Origin of the sequence: Kitasatospora sp. NPDC127067 (assembly GCF_042724755.1) — a bacterium.
In the GTDB taxonomy this organism is placed as follows: Bacteria; Actinomycetota; Actinomycetes; order Streptomycetales; family Streptomycetaceae; genus Kitasatospora; species Kitasatospora lactacystinica.
Window position 1 is genome coordinate 1 of record NZ_JBHXEM010000096.1, and the last position, 18,809, is coordinate 18,809.

18 protein-coding genes are annotated in these 18,809 nt (G+C 74.2%); 6 read left to right on the top strand and 12 right to left on the bottom strand.

Annotation, left to right across the window (positions count from 1 at the left end):
* Positions 1–65: 65 nt before the first annotated feature.
* From ACFWJ4_RS29895 to ACFWJ4_RS29915, 5 genes are all read right to left on the bottom strand, one after another.
* On the bottom strand, positions 66–674 hold the full coding sequence (locus ACFWJ4_RS29895; RefSeq protein ID WP_359911001.1) for a DUF4232 domain-containing protein: 609 nt from the start codon (positions 672–674) through the stop codon (positions 66–68).
* 217 nt (positions 675–891) lie between these two features.
* Positions 892–1,740: an iron uptake transporter permease EfeU gene (efeU, locus tag ACFWJ4_RS29900; protein WP_380549253.1), complete on the bottom strand. Its 849-nt coding sequence runs from the start codon at positions 1,738–1,740 to the stop codon at positions 892–894.
* 48 nt (positions 1,741–1,788) lie between these two features.
* Complete coding sequence (efeB, locus tag ACFWJ4_RS29905) at positions 1,789–3,090, bottom strand: iron uptake transporter deferrochelatase/peroxidase subunit (RefSeq protein ID WP_380549256.1); 1,302 nt, start codon at positions 3,088–3,090, stop codon at positions 1,789–1,791.
* A gap of 112 nt (positions 3,091–3,202) precedes the next feature.
* A complete protein-coding gene (gene efeO / locus ACFWJ4_RS29910; RefSeq protein ID WP_380549259.1) occupies positions 3,203–4,351 on the bottom strand; it encodes an iron uptake system protein EfeO in 1,149 nt (382 codons plus the stop codon).
* A 129-nt stretch (positions 4,352–4,480) separates the two neighbouring features.
* Positions 4,481–5,305 carry an ABC transporter ATP-binding protein gene (locus tag ACFWJ4_RS29915; RefSeq protein ID WP_380549262.1) on the bottom strand — a complete coding sequence of 275 codons (825 nt, stop codon included), beginning with the start codon at positions 5,303–5,305 and terminating at the stop codon, positions 4,481–4,483.
* Between the two features lie 205 nt (positions 5,306–5,510).
* On the opposite strand from ACFWJ4_RS29915, the gene ACFWJ4_RS29920 reads away from it, so the two are divergent.
* Positions 5,511–7,670, top strand: a complete 2,160-nt coding sequence (locus ACFWJ4_RS29920; RefSeq protein ID WP_380549265.1) for an amino acid adenylation domain-containing protein — start codon at positions 5,511–5,513, stop codon at positions 7,668–7,670.
* A gap of 12 nt (positions 7,671–7,682) precedes the next feature.
* Here ACFWJ4_RS29920 and ACFWJ4_RS29925 read toward each other — a convergent pair whose 3' ends face one another.
* Together ACFWJ4_RS29925 and ACFWJ4_RS29930 are read right to left on the bottom strand one after the other, a co-directional pair.
* The gene (locus tag ACFWJ4_RS29925; protein ID WP_380549268.1) at positions 7,683–9,011 is read right to left on the bottom strand and encodes a hypothetical protein; all 1,329 of its coding nucleotides are present in this window, start codon (positions 9,009–9,011) and stop codon (positions 7,683–7,685) included.
* Between the two features lie 75 nt (positions 9,012–9,086).
* Positions 9,087–9,488 carry a GNAT family N-acetyltransferase gene (locus ACFWJ4_RS29930; protein ID WP_380549271.1) on the bottom strand — a complete coding sequence of 134 codons (402 nt, stop codon included), beginning with the start codon at positions 9,486–9,488 and terminating at the stop codon, positions 9,087–9,089.
* A gap of 159 nt (positions 9,489–9,647) precedes the next feature.
* On the opposite strand from ACFWJ4_RS29930, the gene ACFWJ4_RS29935 reads away from it, so the two are divergent.
* Positions 9,648–11,243 (top strand): M4 family metallopeptidase, encoded by a 1,596-nt coding sequence (locus ACFWJ4_RS29935; protein ID WP_380549274.1) that lies wholly within the window; start codon positions 9,648–9,650, stop codon positions 11,241–11,243.
* A 4-nt stretch (positions 11,244–11,247) separates the two neighbouring features.
* Here the strand turns inward: ACFWJ4_RS29935 and ACFWJ4_RS29940 are convergent, their stop codons facing one another.
* From ACFWJ4_RS29940 to ACFWJ4_RS29960, 5 genes are all read right to left on the bottom strand, one after another.
* The gene (locus ACFWJ4_RS29940) at positions 11,248–12,279 is read right to left on the bottom strand and encodes a hypothetical protein (RefSeq protein WP_380549277.1); all 1,032 of its coding nucleotides are present in this window, start codon (positions 12,277–12,279) and stop codon (positions 11,248–11,250) included.
* A gap of 41 nt (positions 12,280–12,320) precedes the next feature.
* Positions 12,321–13,289 carry a D-2-hydroxyacid dehydrogenase family protein gene (locus ACFWJ4_RS29945; RefSeq protein WP_380549280.1) on the bottom strand — a complete coding sequence of 323 codons (969 nt, stop codon included), beginning with the start codon at positions 13,287–13,289 and terminating at the stop codon, positions 12,321–12,323.
* A 70-nt stretch (positions 13,290–13,359) separates the two neighbouring features.
* Entirely contained in the window at positions 13,360–13,797 is a 438-nt protein-coding gene (locus ACFWJ4_RS29950; RefSeq protein ID WP_380549283.1) for a hypothetical protein, read from the bottom strand.
* Positions 13,798–13,807: 10 nt separating this feature from the next.
* Positions 13,808–14,758 (bottom strand): glycerophosphodiester phosphodiesterase, encoded by a 951-nt coding sequence (locus ACFWJ4_RS29955; RefSeq protein ID WP_380549286.1) that lies wholly within the window; start codon positions 14,756–14,758, stop codon positions 13,808–13,810.
* A 172-nt stretch (positions 14,759–14,930) separates the two neighbouring features.
* Complete coding sequence (locus tag ACFWJ4_RS29960; protein ID WP_380549289.1) at positions 14,931–15,083, bottom strand: hypothetical protein; 153 nt, start codon at positions 15,081–15,083, stop codon at positions 14,931–14,933.
* A 74-nt stretch (positions 15,084–15,157) separates the two neighbouring features.
* On the opposite strand from ACFWJ4_RS29960, the gene ACFWJ4_RS29965 reads away from it, so the two are divergent.
* From ACFWJ4_RS29965 to ACFWJ4_RS29980, 4 genes are all read left to right on the top strand, one after another.
* Positions 15,158–16,087: an aldo/keto reductase gene (locus tag ACFWJ4_RS29965; RefSeq protein ID WP_380549292.1), complete on the top strand. Its 930-nt coding sequence runs from the start codon at positions 15,158–15,160 to the stop codon at positions 16,085–16,087.
* A gap of 120 nt (positions 16,088–16,207) precedes the next feature.
* Positions 16,208–16,837 carry a histidine phosphatase family protein gene (locus ACFWJ4_RS29970; protein WP_380549295.1) on the top strand — a complete coding sequence of 210 codons (630 nt, stop codon included), beginning with the start codon at positions 16,208–16,210 and terminating at the stop codon, positions 16,835–16,837.
* Between the two features lie 121 nt (positions 16,838–16,958).
* Positions 16,959–17,534 (top strand): TetR family transcriptional regulator, encoded by a 576-nt coding sequence (locus tag ACFWJ4_RS29975; protein WP_359911042.1) that lies wholly within the window; start codon positions 16,959–16,961, stop codon positions 17,532–17,534.
* A 96-nt stretch (positions 17,535–17,630) separates the two neighbouring features.
* Entirely contained in the window at positions 17,631–18,686 is a 1,056-nt protein-coding gene (locus ACFWJ4_RS29980) for an SDR family oxidoreductase (RefSeq protein ID WP_380549298.1), read from the top strand.
* The last annotated feature ends 123 nt before the right edge of the window (positions 18,687–18,809 follow it).

Below are 18,809 nucleotides of genomic sequence, written 5' to 3' on the forward strand. Positions count from 1 at the left end.
GTCCTCGGGCCAGTAGGTGCCGGCGGTGAGCGGCGCCAGGTTGAACCCGATCAGGACAGCACCGGTCAGAACAGGACCTTCTCGTTGTTCGGCTGCAGCGTGCCGGTGGTCACCCCGGCGGCCGAGACCAGCAGCTGGCCGGCCGGCTTGCCGTCGGTGCCGAGCACCTCGGCGGTGACCGGCGTGGTCTCGTCCGGCGCGGTGATCTGGAGGCCGGTGAGCACGTGGCAGGTCGCGTCCGACTTGTCGCAGGCGCTCCACTTGAGGCCCGCGTAGCCGGACTTGTTGGGCTTCAGGGTGACCAGCACCGCCGGCCCGGGGTGGGCCTCGCGGTTGGCCGACAGCGCGTCCGCGCTGTTGTCGGCCTTCAGGCCGCCGAAGCCCGGGTACCCGTACAGGGTGCAGTTGTGGTCGCTCTTGTTCTTGATCGTCAGCATGGCCGAGCCCGCGCCCTTGAGCTGCACGGTGGCCGTGATCTCGTCGCTCTTGCACCGCGAACCGGCCGCCTGGCCGGCCATCGGGTCGCCGGGGACGGTGGCCCCGGCGGCGCTCGCCTTCGGGTCGCCCGGCTTGTCGTCGGTGTACTTCACGTCGTCGCACGCGGTCAGCAGGACGGTCGCCGCGAGGGCGGCGACACCGGCGGCGACTAACCTGGCAGGCCTGCGAACGGTCATGGTCCCCCCAAGGGTGAGTAATGGCATGGGTCTGTCACCCTAAGTACGAAGGCCGTGGCAGAACGGTTCCATTGAGGCTGCAGTTTGTCAGAGCTGACCGTTTTCTTCCTTTTCCTGACCGATTTCGGCCGCTACTGGCGCGAACTGGCGCCGCCCACACGACACCGCCCCGCCCGGCGGGTGCCGGACGGGGCGGTACGGGTGGAGGAGGACCGGATCAGGCGGCCGGCGTCGCGGCCACCGGCTGGGCCGGCTTCCCGCTCTTCCCGCCGCCGAGGACGTTGAAGAACACGGCCAGGGTCGGGACCAGGTAGAGCAGCCAGATCACCAGCTGGAGCACCGTCGGGTCCGGCTGGAAGTTGAAGACGCCCTTCAGCAGGGTGCCGTACCAGCTGTCCTTGGGGATGGTGCTGGAGATGTCGAAGGCCGTGCTCTGCAGACCGGGCAGCCAGCCGGCCTCCTGGAGGTCGTGCACGCCGTAGGCGAGGACGCCGGCCGCGACCACGACCAGCATCGCGCCCGTCCAGGTGAAGAACTTGGCCAGGTTGATCTTCAGCGCGCCCCGGTAGAACAGCCAGCCGAGCAGCACCGAGGTGAGCAGGCCGAGCGCGGCGCCGATCAGCGGGTTCCAGCCGTCGCCGGTGGCCTGGACCGCGGTCCAGATGAACAGCGAGGTCTCCAGGCCCTCGCGGCCGACGGCCAGGAAGGCGGTGACCACCAGGGCCGTGGTGCCCATCGCGATCGCCGCGTCCAGCTTGCCGTGCAGCTCGGTCTTCAGGTGCCGGGCGGTGCGCCGCATCCAGAACACCATCCAGGTCACCAGGCCGACCGAGATGATCGACAGCGAGCCGCCGAGCGCCTCCTGGGCCTCGAAGGTGAGCTGCGAGGAGCCGAACTGCAGCAGCGCGCCGAAGGCCATGGAGAGCGCCACGGCCGAGCCGACGCCGATCCACACCGGCGGCAGCCGGTCCTTGCGGCCGGTCTTGACCAGGTAGGCGATCAGGATGCAGACGACCAGGCTGGCTTCGAGGCCTTCGCGCAGGCCGATCAGGTAGTTGCCGAACACGCGGGCTCCTGGGGGGGTGTAGAGGTGGTACCGGGGGGGCGGGTGGGGTCAGCCGAGCAGGGCCTGGCCCCACCACTCCCCCGGCTTGCGCACGCCCGCCGGGCAGGCGAAGTGGGCGGAGCCGACGTGCTGGATGTACTCGTTGAGCTTGTCGCTCGCCGCGAGGCGGGTCTGCAGCGGAACGAAGGCCTTGCGGGTGTCGCGCTGGTAGGCGAGGAAGAACAGCCCGGCGTCCAGGCGGCCGAGGCCGTCGGTGCCGTCGGTGAAGGAGAAGCCGCGGCGCAGGATCATCAGGCCGTCGTTGGCGTCCGGGTGGGCGAGCGCGACGTGCGAGGTCGCGGGCATCGCCTTGAGGTCCGGCGCGTCGTGCTCCTTGCCCTTGCCGTACGGGGCGCCCTCGCCCTTGGTGCGGCCGAAGGTGTCCTCCTGGTCCTTGAGCGAGGCGCGGTCCCAGGTCTCGATGTGCATCCGGATCCGCCGGGCGACCAGGTAGGAGCCGCCGGTCATCCACTCCGGGCCGTCGCCGGGCGCGGCCCAGACGTGGTCGGCCAGCTTCCCGGTGTCGGTGCCCGCGATGTTGTGGGTGCCGTCCTTGAACCCCATCAGGTTGCGCGGGGTCTGCTCGTCCGGGGTGGTCGAGGAGGTCTTGCCGAAGCCCAGCTGCGACCAGCGGATGTTGACGGTGCCCATGCCGATCCGGGCCAGGTTGCGGATCGCGTGCACGGCGACCTGCGGGTCGTCGGCGCAGGCCTGGACGCAGAGGTCGCCGCCGCTGCGGGTCGGGTCGAGCTTGTCGCCCTTGAAGTTCGGCAGGTCGATCAGGGCCTCGGGGCGCTTGGCCCGGAGGCCGAAGCGGTCCACGCCGTCCTTCTCGAACAGGCTCGGGCCGAAGCCGATGGTCAGGGTGAGCCGGGAGGCGGGCAGGCCGAGGGCCTCGCCGGTGTCGTCCGGCGGCGCCTCCGGCGAGCCGGGCACCGCGCCGGTGCCGACCTCGCGGCCGCCGGTCATCGCGGCGGCCGCCTTGGTCCACTCCTTGAGCAGCTTGACCAGGGACTCCCGGGTGGCCTTCTCGGAGACGTCGAAGGCGGCGAAGTGCAGCCGGTCCTGGACCGGGGTGGAGATGCCCGCCTGGTGCTCGCCGTAGAACGGCAACTCGGCGCCGACCGGGGCGGCGACCGGGACGGCGTCGTCCTGCCGGGTGGCGGCCGCCACCGAGCCGACGGCGGCGGCGCCGAGCGCGACGCCCGCGCCGGCCCAGCCGATGACGGCGCGTCGGCTGACCGCGCTCCTGGTGCCGGCGGCGTCGGCGGTGGCCGGCGTCCCGTTCTGCTGCTCGTTCTCCGCGTCCATCGGCGGGCGGGCCCTTCTACTGTGCTGGACTGTGCGCTGACCCGCGGAGGCCGTGGGGCCCGGATCGCGGGCCGCCACGGCGTCGGCGGGGTACTTCGGGTGGGGTGGCCGGTTACTTGACGACCACGGCGGCGGCCAGCTTCGACAGCGGCTCGCCCAGCGAGTTGACCGCGTCGGAGAAGGCCTTGCGCTCGGTCTCGGTGACCTTGTCGTAGGAGGTGAAGGTGCCGTCGGCCTGCTTGTACTTGGCCAGCAGGGCGTTGATGGCGGCGAACTCGGAGTCCAGCGTCTTCGCGAGCTCCGCGTCCTTCTCGGAGGCGACCGGCTTCAGCAGCTCGTAGGCCTTCTGCGCGCCCTCGACGTTGGCCTGGAAGTCGGCCAGGTCGGTGTGGCTGTAGCGGTCCTCCTCACCGGTGATCTTGTTGGTGGCGACCTCGTCCAGCAGCTCCTTGGCGCCGTTGGCCATGCTGGTCGCGGTGATCTCGGCCTCGGGGATCTTCTTCTGCCAGTCCTTGAGGTCGGCGACCAGCTGGTCGGCGAGCTTCTTCTCGTCGTCGCCGATCTTCGCGTCGGCCCAGAGCGACTTCTCCAGCTTGTGCCAGCCGGTCCACTCCTGGCCCTGCTCCAGCTTGTCCTCGCGGGTGTCGGTCTTCGGGTCGACGTCGCCGAAGCTCTCGGCGACCGGCTCGGTGCGCTCCCAGCCGGTGCGCGAGGGCGCGTACAGCGACTTGGCCTTCTCCAGGTCGCCGGACTTGATCGCGGCGGCGAAGGCCTCGACGGCCGGGATGGTGGCGTCGGCCTGCTCCTGGGCGTACGTGCGGTAGGCGGTGACGGCGGCGGCCAGGCGCGGGTCGGCCGGCGCGGCGCTGCCGCCCTCGCCGGTGACGGTGATCTTCTGGCGGATGCCGTCGCCGACCATGCCAGGCTTGCAGGCGATCTCGTACGAGCCGGCCTTGATCTCGGCGTTGATGCTGGCCTTGGTGCCGGGGCCGATGTTCTCGCGCTCGGTGACGATCTTGTCGCCGTCGCCGTAGACGTAGACCTCGGTGGTCTTGGAGCCCTTGTTGCTGATGTCCAGCACGACGTGGCCGGCCGGGAAGCTGGTCCTGGAGACCTCGCAGGCGGTGTCGGTCGCGTTCACCGTGACCGCGCCGGAGGAGGCCGCCTTGTCGTCCTTCTTGGACGCGCAGCCGGCCAGGGTTGCGGTCGCCACGGCGAGGGTGAGCAGCGCGGCTGCGGTGGAACGGCGACGGGCGGACATGCGGGCTCCAACGGAAAAGGGCATGGGTGTGCCATGGCAGTGCGGGCGGCTGGGGGCCAGCCGACCATCATTAGCTAAGGCATACCTTACGTAAAGACGATTTTTCGTCTACACCCACCCCCTGAACCGTTACCTTCCCGGTGTCCGGCGGGCGGCCGCCCGGGCCGTCCAGCGGCCCTCGTGGCGGCTGATCCTGATCGGGTGCCCGAAGGTCTCGCTGATCAGCTCCGTCGTCATCACCTCCGCCACCGGCCCGGCCGCGACGCACTCGCCGCCGCGCAGCAGCAGGGCGTGGGTGGTGCTCTCCGGCAGCTCCTCCAGATGGTGGGTGACCAGCACGCTGGCCAGCTCCGGATGCTGGTGGCGCAGCAGGTCCAGACTGTCCAGCAGCAGTTCGCGGGCGGTCAGGTCGAGCCCGGTGGCGGGCTCGTCGAGCAGCAGCAGCCGGGGGCTGGGCATCAGCGCACGGGCGATCAGGGCCCGGCCGCGCTCGCCCTGGGACAGCGTCGTCCACGCGGCGTCGGCCATCGCGCGCATCCCGAGCGTGTCGATCAGCCGCTCGGCCCGCTCCAGCGCCTCCGGGGCCGGCTTGCGGTGGAACTCCGGCTCGATGGTGTTGGTGTGCCCGGTGAGCACCACCTCGCGCACGGTCAGCGGCGAACGCAGCGGGTGGCGCGGGTTGACGTGCCCGAGGTGGGCGCGCAGCTCGCGGACGTCCACCCGGCCGAGCCGGCGCCCGAGCACGTCCACCTCGCCGCGGGTGGGGTGGGAGACCGCGCCGAGCAGCGCGAGCAGGGTGGACTTGCCCGCGCCGTTCGGACCGAGCAGCGCCCAGTGCTCGCCCGGCCTGATCTCCAGGGTGATCCCGCGCAGCAGGTGGCGGCCGTCGCGCACGACGTCCACGTCCCGGGTGCGCAGCAGCGGCCCGGCGAAGTCGGGGGCGGATGAATTCATGGGACTCCGATCGCGGCGCCGGGCAGGGTGCGGGCGGGGCGCCGCACCGGACGGGCCGGCGCCGTCCGTCCGCGTGCAGAGTACAACCGTCGGCCGTGTACGGGCCCGGACGTCCGAGGGGTGGACGCGCCAGAACCCTGTTGTCCGGAGGGAGTTGGGAGGAGGATCGTGCCTCCGAGGGGAAGCGGGGACGAGGGGGACGAGGATGACCGGAGAGCGGGTCGACACCCTGCACGCGCTGGTCGAACGGCAGGCCCGGCTGGCGCCGGAGGCGGTGGCCGTGCGCTGCGGCCGGCGGGAGCTGAGCTACGGGGAGCTGGACGCGCGGGCCGGGCGGCTGGCCGCGTTGCTGGCGGAGCGGGGCCTGGCCCCGGGCGGCCGGGCGGCGGTCGCGCTCGGCCGGGGCACCGAGGTGTACGTGGCGCTGCTGGCCGTGCTGAAGGCGGGCGCGGCGTTCGTACCGCTGGAACCGGCCGCGCCGGACGCACTGCTGCGGCACGTGCTCGCGGACGCCGCGCCGGACCTGGTGGTCACCGAGGAGTGCCACCGGGTACGGCTGGCGGACGCCGGCGGGGCCCGGCTGGTCTGCGTCGACACGGAGACACCCGCGACGGAGACACCCGTGACGGCGCCGTTCGCGCCGCCCGAGACCGGCCCCGGGGACCTCGCCTGCGTCTTCTACACCTCCGGTTCCACCGGCCTGCCGATCGGCGCGCTGGTCGAGCACCGCAACCTGCTGGCCGCGTACGAGGGCTGGCGCGAGGTGTACGAGCTGACCGCCGAGGACCGGATCCTGCAGACGGCGAGCCTGGAGTTCGACGTCTTCACCGCCGACTGGGTGCGTGCGCTCTGTACCGGCGCCACCCTGGTGGTCACCCCGTTCAACCTCACCCTGGACCGCGCCGCCGACCTCGGGGCGCTGCCCGCCCTGGTGGCCGCGGAGCGGATCACCGTCCTGGAGCTGAACGTCCGCACCGCACGCCGGCTGACCGCCCTGCTGGCCGAGGCCGAAGGCGCGGGGGCCGGCGCGGGCCTGCCCGGGGTACGGCTGCTCACCGTCGGCGCCGAGAAGTGGTACCTGGACGAGCAGTTGGGCCTGCAGCGCCTGCTCGGCGCGGGCACCCGGGTGCTGAACGTCTACGGGCTGGCCGAGGCCACCGTGGACAGCACCTACTTCGACGCGCGGGGCACCGCCGCCGCCGAGGGCGCCGAACGGGTCTCGCTGGTCGGCCGGCCCTTTCCCGGCATCCGGGTGTACGTGCTCGGCCCGAACCGCACCCCCGCCAAGCAGGGCATGACGGGCGAGATCGCGATCGCCGGCGCCGGCCTGACCCGCGGCTACCTCAACCGGCCCACGGACACCGCCCGTCGCTTCATCCGGGCGGACTTCGACCCGGACGGCCGGGTGCTGCTGACCGGCGACCTCGGGGTGCTGCGGGCGGACGGCGTGCTGGAGTTCACCGCCCGGGCCGCGACCGTGATCGGACCGCTCGGCACGAGACGGCCGACAAGCGTGCTGGCGCGGGTCCGGGCGGCGGTCCGCGCGGAGGGCGTGCTGCGCGGGCACCCGGCGGTGCGGGAGGCGGCCGTCGTCGAGGTGGAGACGGTGCCGGGCAAACCGCAGCTGGTCGGCTACGCGGTGACCGAGCCGGGTACGGACGGCGCCGACGGCTGGTCGCTCTCCCAGTACCTGAGGACCGCGCTCAGGGGCCAGTCGGTGCCCGCCGCCGTCGTCCCGGTTCCCGAGCTGCCGCGCACCCGGGCCGGCAAGCTGAACCGCGCGGCCCTGCCGCTGCCGGCCCCGCCGGGACACGCCGCCCGGCGCTCCGCCAAGGCCGGTGGCGGCCGGAGCGGCGGCAAGACCGGGGGCGGCGGCCGGAGCGGCGGCAAGGCGGGCGGCGGTTCCGGGAACTCGGATTTCGGGAGCGGCTGCGGCGCGGTCTTCTGCGTGCTGATCTTCGCCGCGGGCGCGTGGGCGATGACCGATGTGCTCTTCCCCGGCTCGACCGATCTCACCGGCGTCCCCTCCCCGTACAGCGGCTGGTTCCGGCTGCTCTATCTGTGCGAGAACCTGGCGTTCGGCGCCGGGCTCGTCTGGTTCGGTGCCGGCTTCGAGGCCGTCCTGCGGCAGGGCAGGCCGGTCCGGCTCTCGGCGCTGGCCCACCTGGCGATCACCTGGCTGCTGGTCAACTGGTGGCCGCAGGACAACCTGTACCGGCTCACCAAGGCCACGGACTGGCTGCGCGAGACCGTGATGGTGTTCGCGTTCAACGTCCCGCTGATGCTCGCGGCGCTGGTGCTGATCCGGTTCATGCTCTGGCAGCCTCCGGCCGGAGGGGGCGAAAGGAAGGGCCGGCATCTCTGAGCGCCTCGAACATCACCTGAGCGCCTCGAACATCCCGGTCAGCCCCTGGTTCGCGGCCTCGACCAGCGCCTCGGCCGCGTCCAGTGCCTCGGCGTCCGGCCCGGCGAGGGCGAGGCCGACGGTCGGCTCCGGGTCGTGGCAGGCGGTCGGGATCAGCGGCAGCAGGGTGACGCCGAGCCGGGCGCAGCGCGGGCGCAGCCGTTCCAGGTGGTCGTGCAGGGCGGCCGGGGCGAGCCGGGCGCCGAGCGGCATCCCGTCCAGGGTGCGCACCAGGTGGCCGGGGCCGCGCACCCGGTCGAGGCGGGCGGCCAGCACGAAGGCGACGGCCGGGCCCGTGAGCCGCAGGTTGATCTCGGTGGGGGCGAGCCGGCGCTCCCGGTCGGTGACGAAGTCGACGTCGTACCAGCCGCGGTAGCCCTCGGCGGCCAGCCGCTCCCCCACCGCCAGGGCGAACCGGCGGGCGGTGTCGACGGCTTCCTTCGGCAGCACGCCGGGGCCGACGGTGACGCCCTGGTAGCGGGTGCCGGCCACGTCCATGGCACCGGCGCCGACCGGGTGGACGGTGCCGTCCGGTCCGACCAGGGCGTCGTAGGTGAGGTCGCGCAGCCGGGCGGCCGGGCCAGGGTCGACGTACTCCTCCAGCAGCAACTCACCCTCGGGCGGCAGGATCTCGGTCCGGACCAGGTGCCGCAGCAGGGCCGCGCCGCCGCCCGCCGCGAACAGTTCGGCGGGCTCGACCACCACGGTGCCGTAGCCGCCGACGCCGTACGGGCTCTTCAGTACGGTGGTCTGTCCCCGGACGGCGCGGGCGGTGAGCCGACGGGCGGCCCGGCGGCGGCTCGTCGGGCGCTCCTGGCGCGGCAGCCGGATGCCGGGGTGTTCGGGGGCGAGGGCGGCGAACAGCTCGTGCGCGGCGGCCTTGGACTCGTAGCGGCGCACGGCGGCCAGCTCGGGCCCCTCGCCATGCGCGGCGTTCCGCCCCCAACTCACCACCGGGCGGCCGGAGTCGGCGATCCGGGCGGCCAGGGCGGGGCGGGCGGCGAGCGCCTCGGCCACCGTCCGGTCCGGCGCCACACCGCTGTGCACCTCGACCGGGCCCCAGGCCAACTCCCGGGCCAGCCAGTCGGTCCACTCAGGGGCGACCTCTGCGGGCAGGACCAGCAGGGCCGGTTCGGGGCTGTAGCAGACGGCCAGGCAGGCGTAGTGGTGCGCCTGCCGCAGCCGACGCAGGCGCTGGGCCTCGTCCATGCCGGGTGCGAAGAACTGCGCGTTGAAGTCCGCGACGTCGCCCACGTGGACCGCCGCCCGGCCGCCGGTCCAGGCCCCCACCCATCCGTCCATGGGGCGGAAGCCTAGGCCCTGGGGTCAGAGCGCCAACAGCCCCGCGTCGGTGGGGCGGAAGCCCAGGCCCTGGGGTCAGAGCGCCAACAGCCCCGCGTCGGTGGGGCGCAGGCCGCAGGCGTCGAGGTAGAAGGGGCGCAGGTGGGGCTCGTAGTCGACGTGCAGCCAGGTACAGCCGGCCGCGCGGGCGCCGTCGGCGGCCGCGGCGACCAGCCGGGTGGCGATGCCCTGCCGCCGGGCGTCCGGGGCGACCACGGTGTCGAGCAGGAAGGCGTGGGCGCCGCCGTCCCAGGCCAGGTTGACGAAGCCGACCAGGGTGGCGTCGGCGGTGCGCCGGGCGGTGACCCAGCCGAGGCTGTGCCGCTCCAGGCGGGCGATCCGGTCGCCCGGCTCCCCGGGGTGGCCGAAGCCTTCGGCGTGCAGGGTGTCGAGTTCGGGGTCGGTGAGCGGGCCGCGCCACAGGTAGTCGATCGTCACGACGGCACTGTAGACCCCTTGTTAAGTTCTGATCATTTTTTATCGACCAAGGACACGACTTGGCAAAGTTATGACCTTTCCTCTAGCTGAATCTGACTGACCCCGGTCAATCTCTGACGCAGCTCCTTTCCCTGCACAGCTACCCCCACTGGAGTCAGAGTGACCCCCACGCCTTCCTCCCGCCGTGCCCGCGTGGCCGGAGCCGTCGCGGTCGTCGCCGCCCTCGCCGGCGCCACCGTCCCGGCCGCCACGGCCTCCGCCGCCACCGCCCCGCGCGAGGCCGCGATATCCCAGGCCCGCGCCAACGTCACCCACAACGCGGGGGTGTTCGGCTTCGGCACCGGCCAGGACCTCGTGCTCAAGGACGTCGTGCTGGACGCCGACGGCGCCTCGCACGTCCGCTTCGACCGCACCTTCCAGGGCCTGCCGGTGGTCGGCGGCGACCTGGTCGTCCACCAGGACGCCAGGGGCAGGCTCAAGGACTCCTCCCGCGCGGCCGCCCACGACGCCGCCGTGAAGTCGACCGTCCCGAAGGTGACCGCGCAGTCCGGCGCGGCCGGCGCGCTCGCCGCCGCCCCGGGCGTCCAGGACGCCGTCAGCACGCCCGAGCTGGTCGTCTGGGCCGCCGACGGCACGCCCCGGCTGGCCTGGCGCACCACCGTCGAGGGCACCGGCGCGCACGGCGAGCCGGCCGGCAAGGTCGTCGTCACCGACGCCACCACCGGCGAGCAGATCGAGTCCTACGACGCCGAGCACCAGGCGACCGGCACCGGGAACTCCGAGTACACCGGCAGGATCAGCATCGACACCACCGCCAAGTCCGGCGGCGGCTACACCCTGACCGACCCGGTCCGCGGCCACGTCACCAAGGACGCCAACAACCTCTCCGCGAGTTCGATCAAGGCGACCTCCGGCACCGCGTTCAACAGCACCACCAACGTCTGGGGCGACGGGAAGAAGTTCTCCACCGACCGCTCCACCGCCGCCGTCGACGCCCACGCCAACACTGCCTGGACGTACGACTACTACAAGAACGTCCACGGCCGCAGCGGCATCAAGAACGACGGCAAGGGCGCCACCGTCTTCGTCCACGTCGGCACCAACTGGGACAACGCCCAGTGGTCCGACAGCTGCTTCTGCATGATGACCGGCGACGGCAACGGCAGCAGCGACCCGGAGCAGGTGGACCTCGACACCATGGGCCACGAGATGACCCACGGCGTCACCAGCGCCACCGCCAACCTGCGCTACAGCGGCGAGTCCGGCGGCCTCAACGAGTCCACCAGCGACATCTTCGGCACCATGGTCGAGTGGTACGCCAACAACAGCGTCGACACCGGCGACTACCTGTTCAGCGACCAGTCCACCCCGCCGTGGCTGCGCCGCTTCGACAAGCCCTCGCTGGACGGCTCCTCGGCCGACTGCTGGAGCAGCAGCGTCGGCAAGCTCGACGTGCACTACTCCTCGGGCGTCGGCAACCACTGGTTCTACCTGGCCAGCGAGGGCAGCGGCAGCAAGACCATCAACGGCGTCACCTACAACAGCGCGACCTGCAACGGCTCCACGGTGACCGGCATCGGCCACGACAAGATCGCCAAGATCTGGTACCGCGCGCTGACCGTCTACATGACCTCCACCACCAACTACAAGGGCGCCCGCGCCGCCTCCCTGAACGCGGCCCGCGACCTGTACGGCGCCGCCAGCACCGAGTACAACGCGGTCGCGGCGGCCTGGAGCGGGGTCAACGTCAGCTGATTGCCTAGTGGTTGAACCCCACGTGGCAGTGGTCGTGGTGGGTGTCGTCGGTGAAGAACCGGTTGCCGGCGCCCGGGATCGCCACCGGCCCGCCCACGTTGTACGAACCGGCGGCGGCCGCGTCCCGCATGAAGGACTCGACCAGCTGCCGGGACGTACCCGGGTCGACCACGGCCAGCCCGTCGATCCGCCAGACGTCGAAGGCCCGGCCCAGCGGATGGTCGCTGGGCCGGGTCGTCCCGAAGACGTTCAGCGGGTGGCCGGTCCGCACCACGCTCACCGAGAGCGTGTACGGGCCGGCCAGCCGCAGCATCGCCTCCAGCACGCTGTCGTGCACGGTGCCGCCGCGCAGGTCGGCGGCGGCCTCGGGCGGCAGCTCGATCCGGGGCTCGGCCAGCACCCGGGCCACCGCGGGCGGCGGTGCGGCGGCCGCCGGGCCCGCCGCCCCCGGGTGCAGCTCGGTGACCGTCCAGCGCGGCTCGGCCCGGCTCAGCCGGACGTCCACCGTGGTGCCGCCCTCGGCCACCGAACCGTCCGGACCGCGCGTCCACTGACGGCAGACCACGAGCACGCTCGCCGAGTCGTCGAGGATGCCGCCGTACTGGGCGACGATCACCTCCAGGCTCGCCTCGGCCGCCGCCGGGGCGAGCGGACCCGCGGCGTCGGCCAGCGCGGGCGGCAGGCCGAGCGCCGCCACCCGGGCACGGGCCGCCTCCGTGCCCTGCCCGCCGGGCGGCCAGGCGCCGAGCGCGGCGACCAGCTCGACGGCGCGGCGCTTGACGTCGGGCTGGATCTCGCCGGGGCCGGGCTGCCAGAGCGGCGGCCGGGGCAGCGGGGTCGGTGTCCGCGCGGGCGTTCCGGCACTACCTGTGGCTACGGGCGTCGTGGCGGCGGGCGTCGTGGCGGCCGGGCCGGTGGTCGCGGCCCCCGGCCTGCTCCCGCTCGTGCACCCCGCCGCGCCCAGCACCAGCGCCGCCGCGCCCGCCCGCAGCACCCCGCGCCGGCCCGCGGCCCGGCCGCCGTCTCCACCCGTCATGCCGTCAGTATGCGGCGGAGGACCCCCTGGCGCAGGAGGCGTCAGCCCAGCCGACGGATCGGTTCGCCCGCCAGGAACGCCGCGATGTCCTCCACCGCCTCCTCGTAGTAGCGCCGGTAGTTGTCCTGCGACACGTACCCCAGGTGCGGGGTGGCCAGCAGCCGGGGAGCGGTGCGCATCGGGTGGTCGGCGGGCAGCGGTTCGATGTCGAAGACGTCGACGCCCGCACCCGCGATCCGGCCGCCGGTGAGCGCGGTGAGCAGCGCGTCCTGGTCGACGATCGCCGCCCGGGAGGTGTTGACCAGGTACGCCCCGGGCTTCATCAGGTCCAGCTCGGCCGCGCCGATCAGCCCCCGGGTGCCCGGGTTGAGGGCGAGGTGGATCGAGACGAAGTCGCTCTCGCGGAGCAGCTCCTCCTTGCCGGCCGCGCGCCGCACGCCCGCCCCGGCGGCCCGCTCGTCGGTCAGGCTCCGGCTCCAGGCCACCACGTCCATGCCGAAGGCCAGGCCGACCCTGGCCACCCGGCCGCCGATCCGGCCGAGGCCGAGCAGCCCGAGCGTGCGGCCGTGCAGGTCGGCGCCGACGGTGCTCTGCCAGGGGCCGCCCTCGCGCAGCGCGGTGTTCTCCTGGACGATGCCGCGGGCCAGTCCGAGCAGCAGCGCCCACGTCAGCTCGACCGGCGGGGTGCCCGAGCTGGCGGTGCCGCAGACCGTCACCCCGTGCGCCTGCGCGGCCGCGAGGTCGATCGCCGCGTTGCGCATCCCGGAGGCGACCAGCAGCCGGAGCCGCGGCAGCCGGGCGAACAGCGAGGCCGGGAAGGGCACCCGCTCGCGCAGGGTGACCACGATGTCGAACCCGGCGAGCGCGGCGGCCAGCTCGTCCTCCGAGCCGAAGTGCTCGCGGAAAGCCGTCACCGAGACCCGGCCCGCCACCGGGGACCAGTCGGCGCTGCTGGTGGCGACGCCCTGGTAGTCGTCCAGGACGGCGCAGCTGAGGATCGGAGGCGTCATGCCCGCACTCTCGCAGAGGCCTCCGCCACCCGGCGCGGCGGGTCGGCTCCGGGCAACGGTCACCGTCCGGCTACCGCGGTTCGGGGGGCCGCAGGCCGTAGCCCTCCTCGGTCCGCACGATCCAGGAGGGTTCGCCGAGTTTCCACCTCAGCCGCGTCATCGGAAACGTCAGCTCATGGGGGTGGAACGGTGCGTTGTAGACCTTCCACATGATCGAGTAGGCCTGGTGCACGCCCTCGCCCAGCTCGATCAGGCCGCGCAGCAGCTTGACGTCGGCACGGTCGAGCCGCACCTCGCGGCCGTCCACGGTGACGAGCCGGGTGTCCAGGTCGACGACGAGGCGACCGTCGAAAGCGGTCAGCGAGCCCTGCGGCTCCGGGACCAGGCCGAAGTGCCTGCGGACCCACTCCTCCGCGGCCCGGTCGTCCGCGGCCCGGTCGTCCGCGGCCCGGTCGTCCGCGGCTCGGTCGTCCGTCGGCAGAGCGCCCGCCGCGTTCTCCTGCTCCATGCCGGGCAGCCTAACCGGCGGCGCCCGACGCCGACCAGGCCGCGGCCCAACCGGCCAGCTCCGCCGGGCGGTTGGTGATGATCCCGTCCACGCCCGCCGTCGTGAGGGCCTTCCAGCGGGCGGGCAGGTCGACCGTCCAGACGTTGACCGCCACCCCGGCGGCGTGCAGTTCCCCGACCGCGCCGGGGCGGGCGGAGAGCGCGTCGTCCGAGGGGTGGTAGGCGGCCAGGCCGAGGTCCCGGGCGGTGGCGGCCGGGTCGGCGTCCAGGGTGGAGCGGAGCAGTGCGAGCGGCAGTTCGGGGGCCAGTTCGCGGGTGTGGCGCAGGGCGTCGACCTCGAAGCTCTGGACCATGACCCGGTCGGCCATGCCGTGGTCGCGCACCTCCCGGACGATCCGGGCGACCTCGTCGCGGCTGTGCGGACCCTTGATCTCCAGCAGCAGCCGGCCACCGCGGGTGCGCAGGTCCTCCAGCTGGGCGGCCAGGGTCGGCAGCCGGGTGCCCGCGTAGGCCGGGGCGAACCAGGAGCCGGCGTCCAGCGTGTCGAGCCGGGCGGCGGTCAGCTCGCGGATCCGGCCGGTGCCGTCGGTGGTGCGGTCCACGGTGTCGTCGTGCAGCACGTACGGGACGCCGTCGCTGCTGGGCTGGACGTCGTTCTCGACCCACTCGGCGCCGGCCCGGCGGGCCACCTCGTCCGACACCAGGGTGTTCTCCGGCGCGGCGGAGGAGGCGCCGCGGTGCGCGTACACGGTCGGCGGTGCACCGGCCGGGCGGAGCCGGGTGTCGGCGGCGGGTGCGGCGGAGGCCGGGGCGGCGGCGGGTGCGGCGGCCGACCGCACCGGTGCTCCGGCGAGCGCGACGGCGCCGACGGCGGCCCCGAGCAGCGCGACGACGAGAACGGTCCGACGGCGCCGCTGCCGGAGGTGCCGGGGACCTTGCCGGGGACCTCGATTGGGTGTCATGTCCCGCACATTACGGCCGTCCGGCACCTACGGCCCGACGACACCGGCATCCGGGGCGACACGCCGGCGCACGGAGCAACACCCGCTCGCCCCTCCGCCGACGCCGTCCGCGCGTACAGCACCGACCGCCCGGCCCGGCGGGCGCCGACCAGGCGGGCGTCCCGCAGGGCCGTCAGGTACTGGGGCACCGCGGACGCCGACAACCCGTGCGCCGGGCGAGCCCCCAGCGCAGCAGCCGCAGGCTCGGCCCGACCTCCCGCAGCGGGGAGACCGCGAAGCGCATCCGCGCCAGGTCGCCCGCCGTGAACAGCGGCTCGGCCGCCAAGCCCCACCCCCCGTGGATTCACACATGGTCGAATCGTTGGCGCTCAGGCCGGTGCAGCAGTGATCATCATGGGCATGACTTCGAGCGCAGTTGCGAACACCCCCGCCACCCCCGTCACGGCCGCCGCCTCCGGTACCTGGAAGCTCGGCGACCGCACCGTCCACCGCATCGGCTTCGGCACCATGCGTCTGCCCCAGACCGGCCCGGCACTCGTCCCGCACGCCGTCCCCCGCGACCGCGAGCAGGCGCTGCGGGTGCTGCGCCGCGCGGTCGAGCTGGGCGTCAACCACATCGACACCGCCGCCTTCTACTTCTCGCCACTGCGCTCCGCCAACGAGCTGATCAACCGGGCGCTCGCGCCGTACGCCGACGACCTGGTGATCGCCACCAAGGTCGGCCCCGGCCGCGGCCTCGACGGCGAGTGGGTCGAGCACGCCCGCACCCCCGAGCGGCTGCGCGCCCAGGTGGAGCAGAACCTGCGTCAGCTCGGCCGCGACCACCTCGACCTGGTGAACCTGCGCGTCCTCGGCACCGACTCGGTCGCCGAACGCTTCGGCGCGCTGGCCGAGTTGTGCCGGGCCGGGCTGATCCGCCGACTGGGCCTGTCCAACGTCCACCCGCACCAGCTCGCCGAGGCGCAGACCATCGCTCCGGTGGTCTGCGTGCAGAACCCGTACGGCATCGGAGCCACGCCGGCGCAGGACGAGGTGCTGCGGATCTGCGGGGAGCAGGGCATCGCCTTCGTCCCCTTCTACGCGATCGCCGGGGCCGGGCGGGAGGGCGGCGCCGGCGAGGCCGAGCCCGGCCAGGTCCGGGCGGTGGCCGATGCGCGCGGGGTGAGCACCGCGCAGGTGCGGCTGGCCTGGACCCTGCACCGCGGTCCGCACGTGCTGGCCATCCCGGGCACCGGCGACGTGGCGCACCTGGAGGACAACATCGCCGCCGGGGCACTGCGGCTGTCGGCCGAGGAGCTGGCGCTGCTGGACGAGGCCCACGCGGGCTGAGGCAGAACCGGGCACCGCCCGAACCGGAGCGGGGCACCGCCCGAGCCGGAACCGGGCACCGCCCACGGCGCGTCACTCCGGGGCGAATCGATCTTCGTCCACCGTGAGGAGCCCCCGAGCATGACCGACCGCGCCACCCGCTATCTCTACCTGGCCCGCCACGGCGAGGCCGCGTCCGAAGGCGACGGCAGCGGGCTCACCGCCGCCGGACGCCGACAGGCCGCCCTGCTGGGCCGGCGGCTGGCCGGCCGTCCGGTCTCGGTGCTGCACCACGGCCCGCTGCCCCGGGCCGCCGAGACCGCGCGGCTGGTCGCGGAGCAGCTGACCGGCGTGCGGCCGCAGCAGTGCGAGGAGGCCGGGGACTTCGTGCCGTACGTGCCCGAGCGGGACGAACTCCCCGAGGACAGCACCGAGTTCCTGCTGAACTACCTCTCGTCCACCACGGCGCAGGAGCGGGAGCAGGGCACCGCGCTGGCGCGGCGGGCCGTCGAGCGGTTCACCGGGCCGGTGCCGGGCCGCGAGGAGCGGCACGAGCTGGTCGTCACCCACGCCTTCCTGGTCGGCTGGCTGGTCCGGCACGCCCTGGACGCCCCGGCCTGGCGCTGGCTCGGCGTCAACGCAGCCAACGCGGCGCTGACCGTCCTGCGCTACACCCCCGGCCGGCCCCCCGCCGTGCTGCTGCTGAACGACCAGGGCCACCTGCCGCAGGAGCTGCACTGGACCGGCTACCCTCCCCAACTCCGCTTCTGACAAGGGCCCGAGCGCCTCTCCGAGGGACCCCCGAAGGATCGCCGGACGACCGTCGGAGGACCGCCGGAGCGGCCCCGACGGCCCGTCGACAAAAATATGCAGACCGGTCTACTATCACCGCATGGGAGTCAAGGGCGAGGAGACCCGGGCCCGGCTGATCGCCGGCACCAGGGAACTGATCGAGGCGCAGGGCTACTTCGGGACCGGACTCAACCGGATCGTGGCCGCCACCGGCGCCCCGCGCGGCTCGCTCTACTTCCACTTCCCCGGCGGCAAGGACCAGTTGGTGGCCGCCGCGCTCACCCAGGCCGGCCAGGAGGTCGAGGCGCTGCTCACGGCCCTGGCCGGCGAGGGCGCCGACACCGCCACCCTCGCCGAGCAGCTGATCGAGGCCTTCGCCGAGCGCCTGGAGCGCTCGGACTACACCAGCGGCTGCCCGATCGCCACCGTCGCCCTGGAGGTGGCCGGCACCAACGAGACCCTGCGGACGGTCTGCGCCGGGCTGTACGCGGGCTGGCAGCAGGTCCTGGCCGACCGCCTGGAGCGCGAAGGCTTCGGTCCGGCGCAGGCCGGGGCCGCCGCCGGGCAGGCGCTCGCCCTGCTGGAGGGGGCCGTCCTGCTCGCCTCCGTCCGGCGCAGCCGCGAGCCACTGGACCACGCCCGGCACGCCGTCCGGCACTTGCTCGGCAGCCGGTAGACGGAGCGCGGGCGGCGGGCCGTTCCGCGCCGCCGCCCGCCCGTGCCCGAAAAATATGCAGACCGGTCTACTGATTATGGATCCCTGGAGTTCACCGTGACCCCCGCCCCACCGCCCCGGACCCTCGTCCTCGGCGCCACCGGCTTCCTCGGCCGCTGGCTCGTCCTCGAACTCCTCGGCCGCGGCGAGCCGGTGGCCGCCGCCGTCCGCGACACCGCCGGCGCGGACACCCTGCGCCGGTGGCTGCACGACCACGGCGCGGACGGCGCCGCGCCGACCACCGTCACCGCCGACCTCACCCGCCCCGGCCTCGGGCTCTCCCCCGAGGACGACGCCCGGCTCGGCGAGGTCCGCGACGTCCACAACCTCGCCGCCCGCTACGCCTTCGGCCTCACCCGCGCCCAGGCCGAGCCCGCCAACGTCCACGGCGCGCTGCACGCCCTGCACTGGTCCGCCACCCGGCCCGGGCTGCGCCGCCTGGTCCACCTCTCCGGCTACCGCGTCGGCCGCGACCCGCGGCCGCGGTACCCCCTCGACCCCTCCGCCACCGCCACCCTCTACAGCCGCCTCGGCGCGTACGAGGCCTCCAAGCACCTCGGCGACGCCGCCGTCCGGGTCACCGCACCCCGCCTCGGCGTCCCGCTCACCACCGTCAACCCCAGCAGCGTCATCGGCCACTCCCGGACCGGCGAGGCCGGCCAGTACCTGGGCCCGGCCCAGCTCGTCCGCCAACTCCACCGCGGGCGCCTCCCCCTGCTGCCCGGCACCCGGCGCACCTTCCTCCCCGTCGTCACCGTCGACCACCTGGCCCGCTTCCTCACCGCCGTGCCCGAGCACGACCGCGACCCGCTCGCGGCCCACACCGTCCTCGACCCCACCACCCCCTGCCTCCCCGAGCTGATCACCCTCCTCGCCCGCCACCTCGGCGTCCGCCCGCCCCGCGCCCTGATCCCCGTCCCCCTGGTCCGCCGCCTCCCCCGCGTCCTCACCGGCGCCGACCCGGAGACCCTCACCTTCCTCTCCGAGGACCGCTACGACACCGGCTCCGCCGAGCGCCTCGCCGCCGACGCCGGCCTCACCCACCCGCCCCTCGCCCCGGCCCTGACCCGCTGGGCCACCCGCCTGGTCGAGGAGGGATTCGGCGCACCGTGACGCCGGCGTGGGGGGGGGGGGGGGGGGGGGGCGCCCCCCCCCCCCCCCCCCCCCCCCCCCCCCCCCCCCCCCCCACACCCCCCCCCCCCCCCCCCGGCCCCGAGCCCGGCCCCACCCCCCCCC

Bases quoted from the DNA above. Each gene is read 5' to 3' on its own strand.
- ACFWJ4_RS29895 (WP_359911001.1), bottom strand. From the start codon at position 674: ATGACCGTTCGCAGGCCTGCCAGGTTAGTCGCCGCCGGTGTCGCCGCC.
- efeB (WP_380549256.1), bottom strand. From the start codon at position 3,090: ATGGACGCGGAGAACGAGCAGCAGAACGGGACGCCGGCCACCGCCGAC.
- efeO (WP_380549259.1), bottom strand. From the start codon at position 4,351: ATGTCCGCCCGTCGCCGTTCCACCGCAGCCGCGCTGCTCACCCTCGCC.
- ACFWJ4_RS29915 (WP_380549262.1), bottom strand. From the start codon at position 5,305: ATGAATTCATCCGCCCCCGACTTCGCCGGGCCGCTGCTGCGCACCCGG.
- ACFWJ4_RS29920 (WP_380549265.1), top strand. From the start codon at position 5,511: ATGACCGGAGAGCGGGTCGACACCCTGCACGCGCTGGTCGAACGGCAG.
- ACFWJ4_RS29925 (WP_380549268.1), bottom strand. From the start codon at position 9,011: ATGGACGGATGGGTGGGGGCCTGGACCGGCGGCCGGGCGGCGGTCCAC.
- ACFWJ4_RS29940 (WP_380549277.1), bottom strand. From the start codon at position 12,279: ATGACGGGTGGAGACGGCGGCCGGGCCGCGGGCCGGCGCGGGGTGCTG.
- ACFWJ4_RS29945 (WP_380549280.1), bottom strand. From the start codon at position 13,289: ATGACGCCTCCGATCCTCAGCTGCGCCGTCCTGGACGACTACCAGGGC.
- ACFWJ4_RS29950 (WP_380549283.1), bottom strand. From the start codon at position 13,797: ATGGAGCAGGAGAACGCGGCGGGCGCTCTGCCGACGGACGACCGAGCC.
- ACFWJ4_RS29955 (WP_380549286.1), bottom strand. From the start codon at position 14,758: ATGACACCCAATCGAGGTCCCCGGCAAGGTCCCCGGCACCTCCGGCAG.
- ACFWJ4_RS29965 (WP_380549292.1), top strand. From the start codon at position 15,158: ATGACTTCGAGCGCAGTTGCGAACACCCCCGCCACCCCCGTCACGGCC.
- ACFWJ4_RS29970 (WP_380549295.1), top strand. From the start codon at position 16,208: ATGACCGACCGCGCCACCCGCTATCTCTACCTGGCCCGCCACGGCGAG.
- ACFWJ4_RS29975 (WP_359911042.1), top strand. From the start codon at position 16,959: ATGGGAGTCAAGGGCGAGGAGACCCGGGCCCGGCTGATCGCCGGCACC.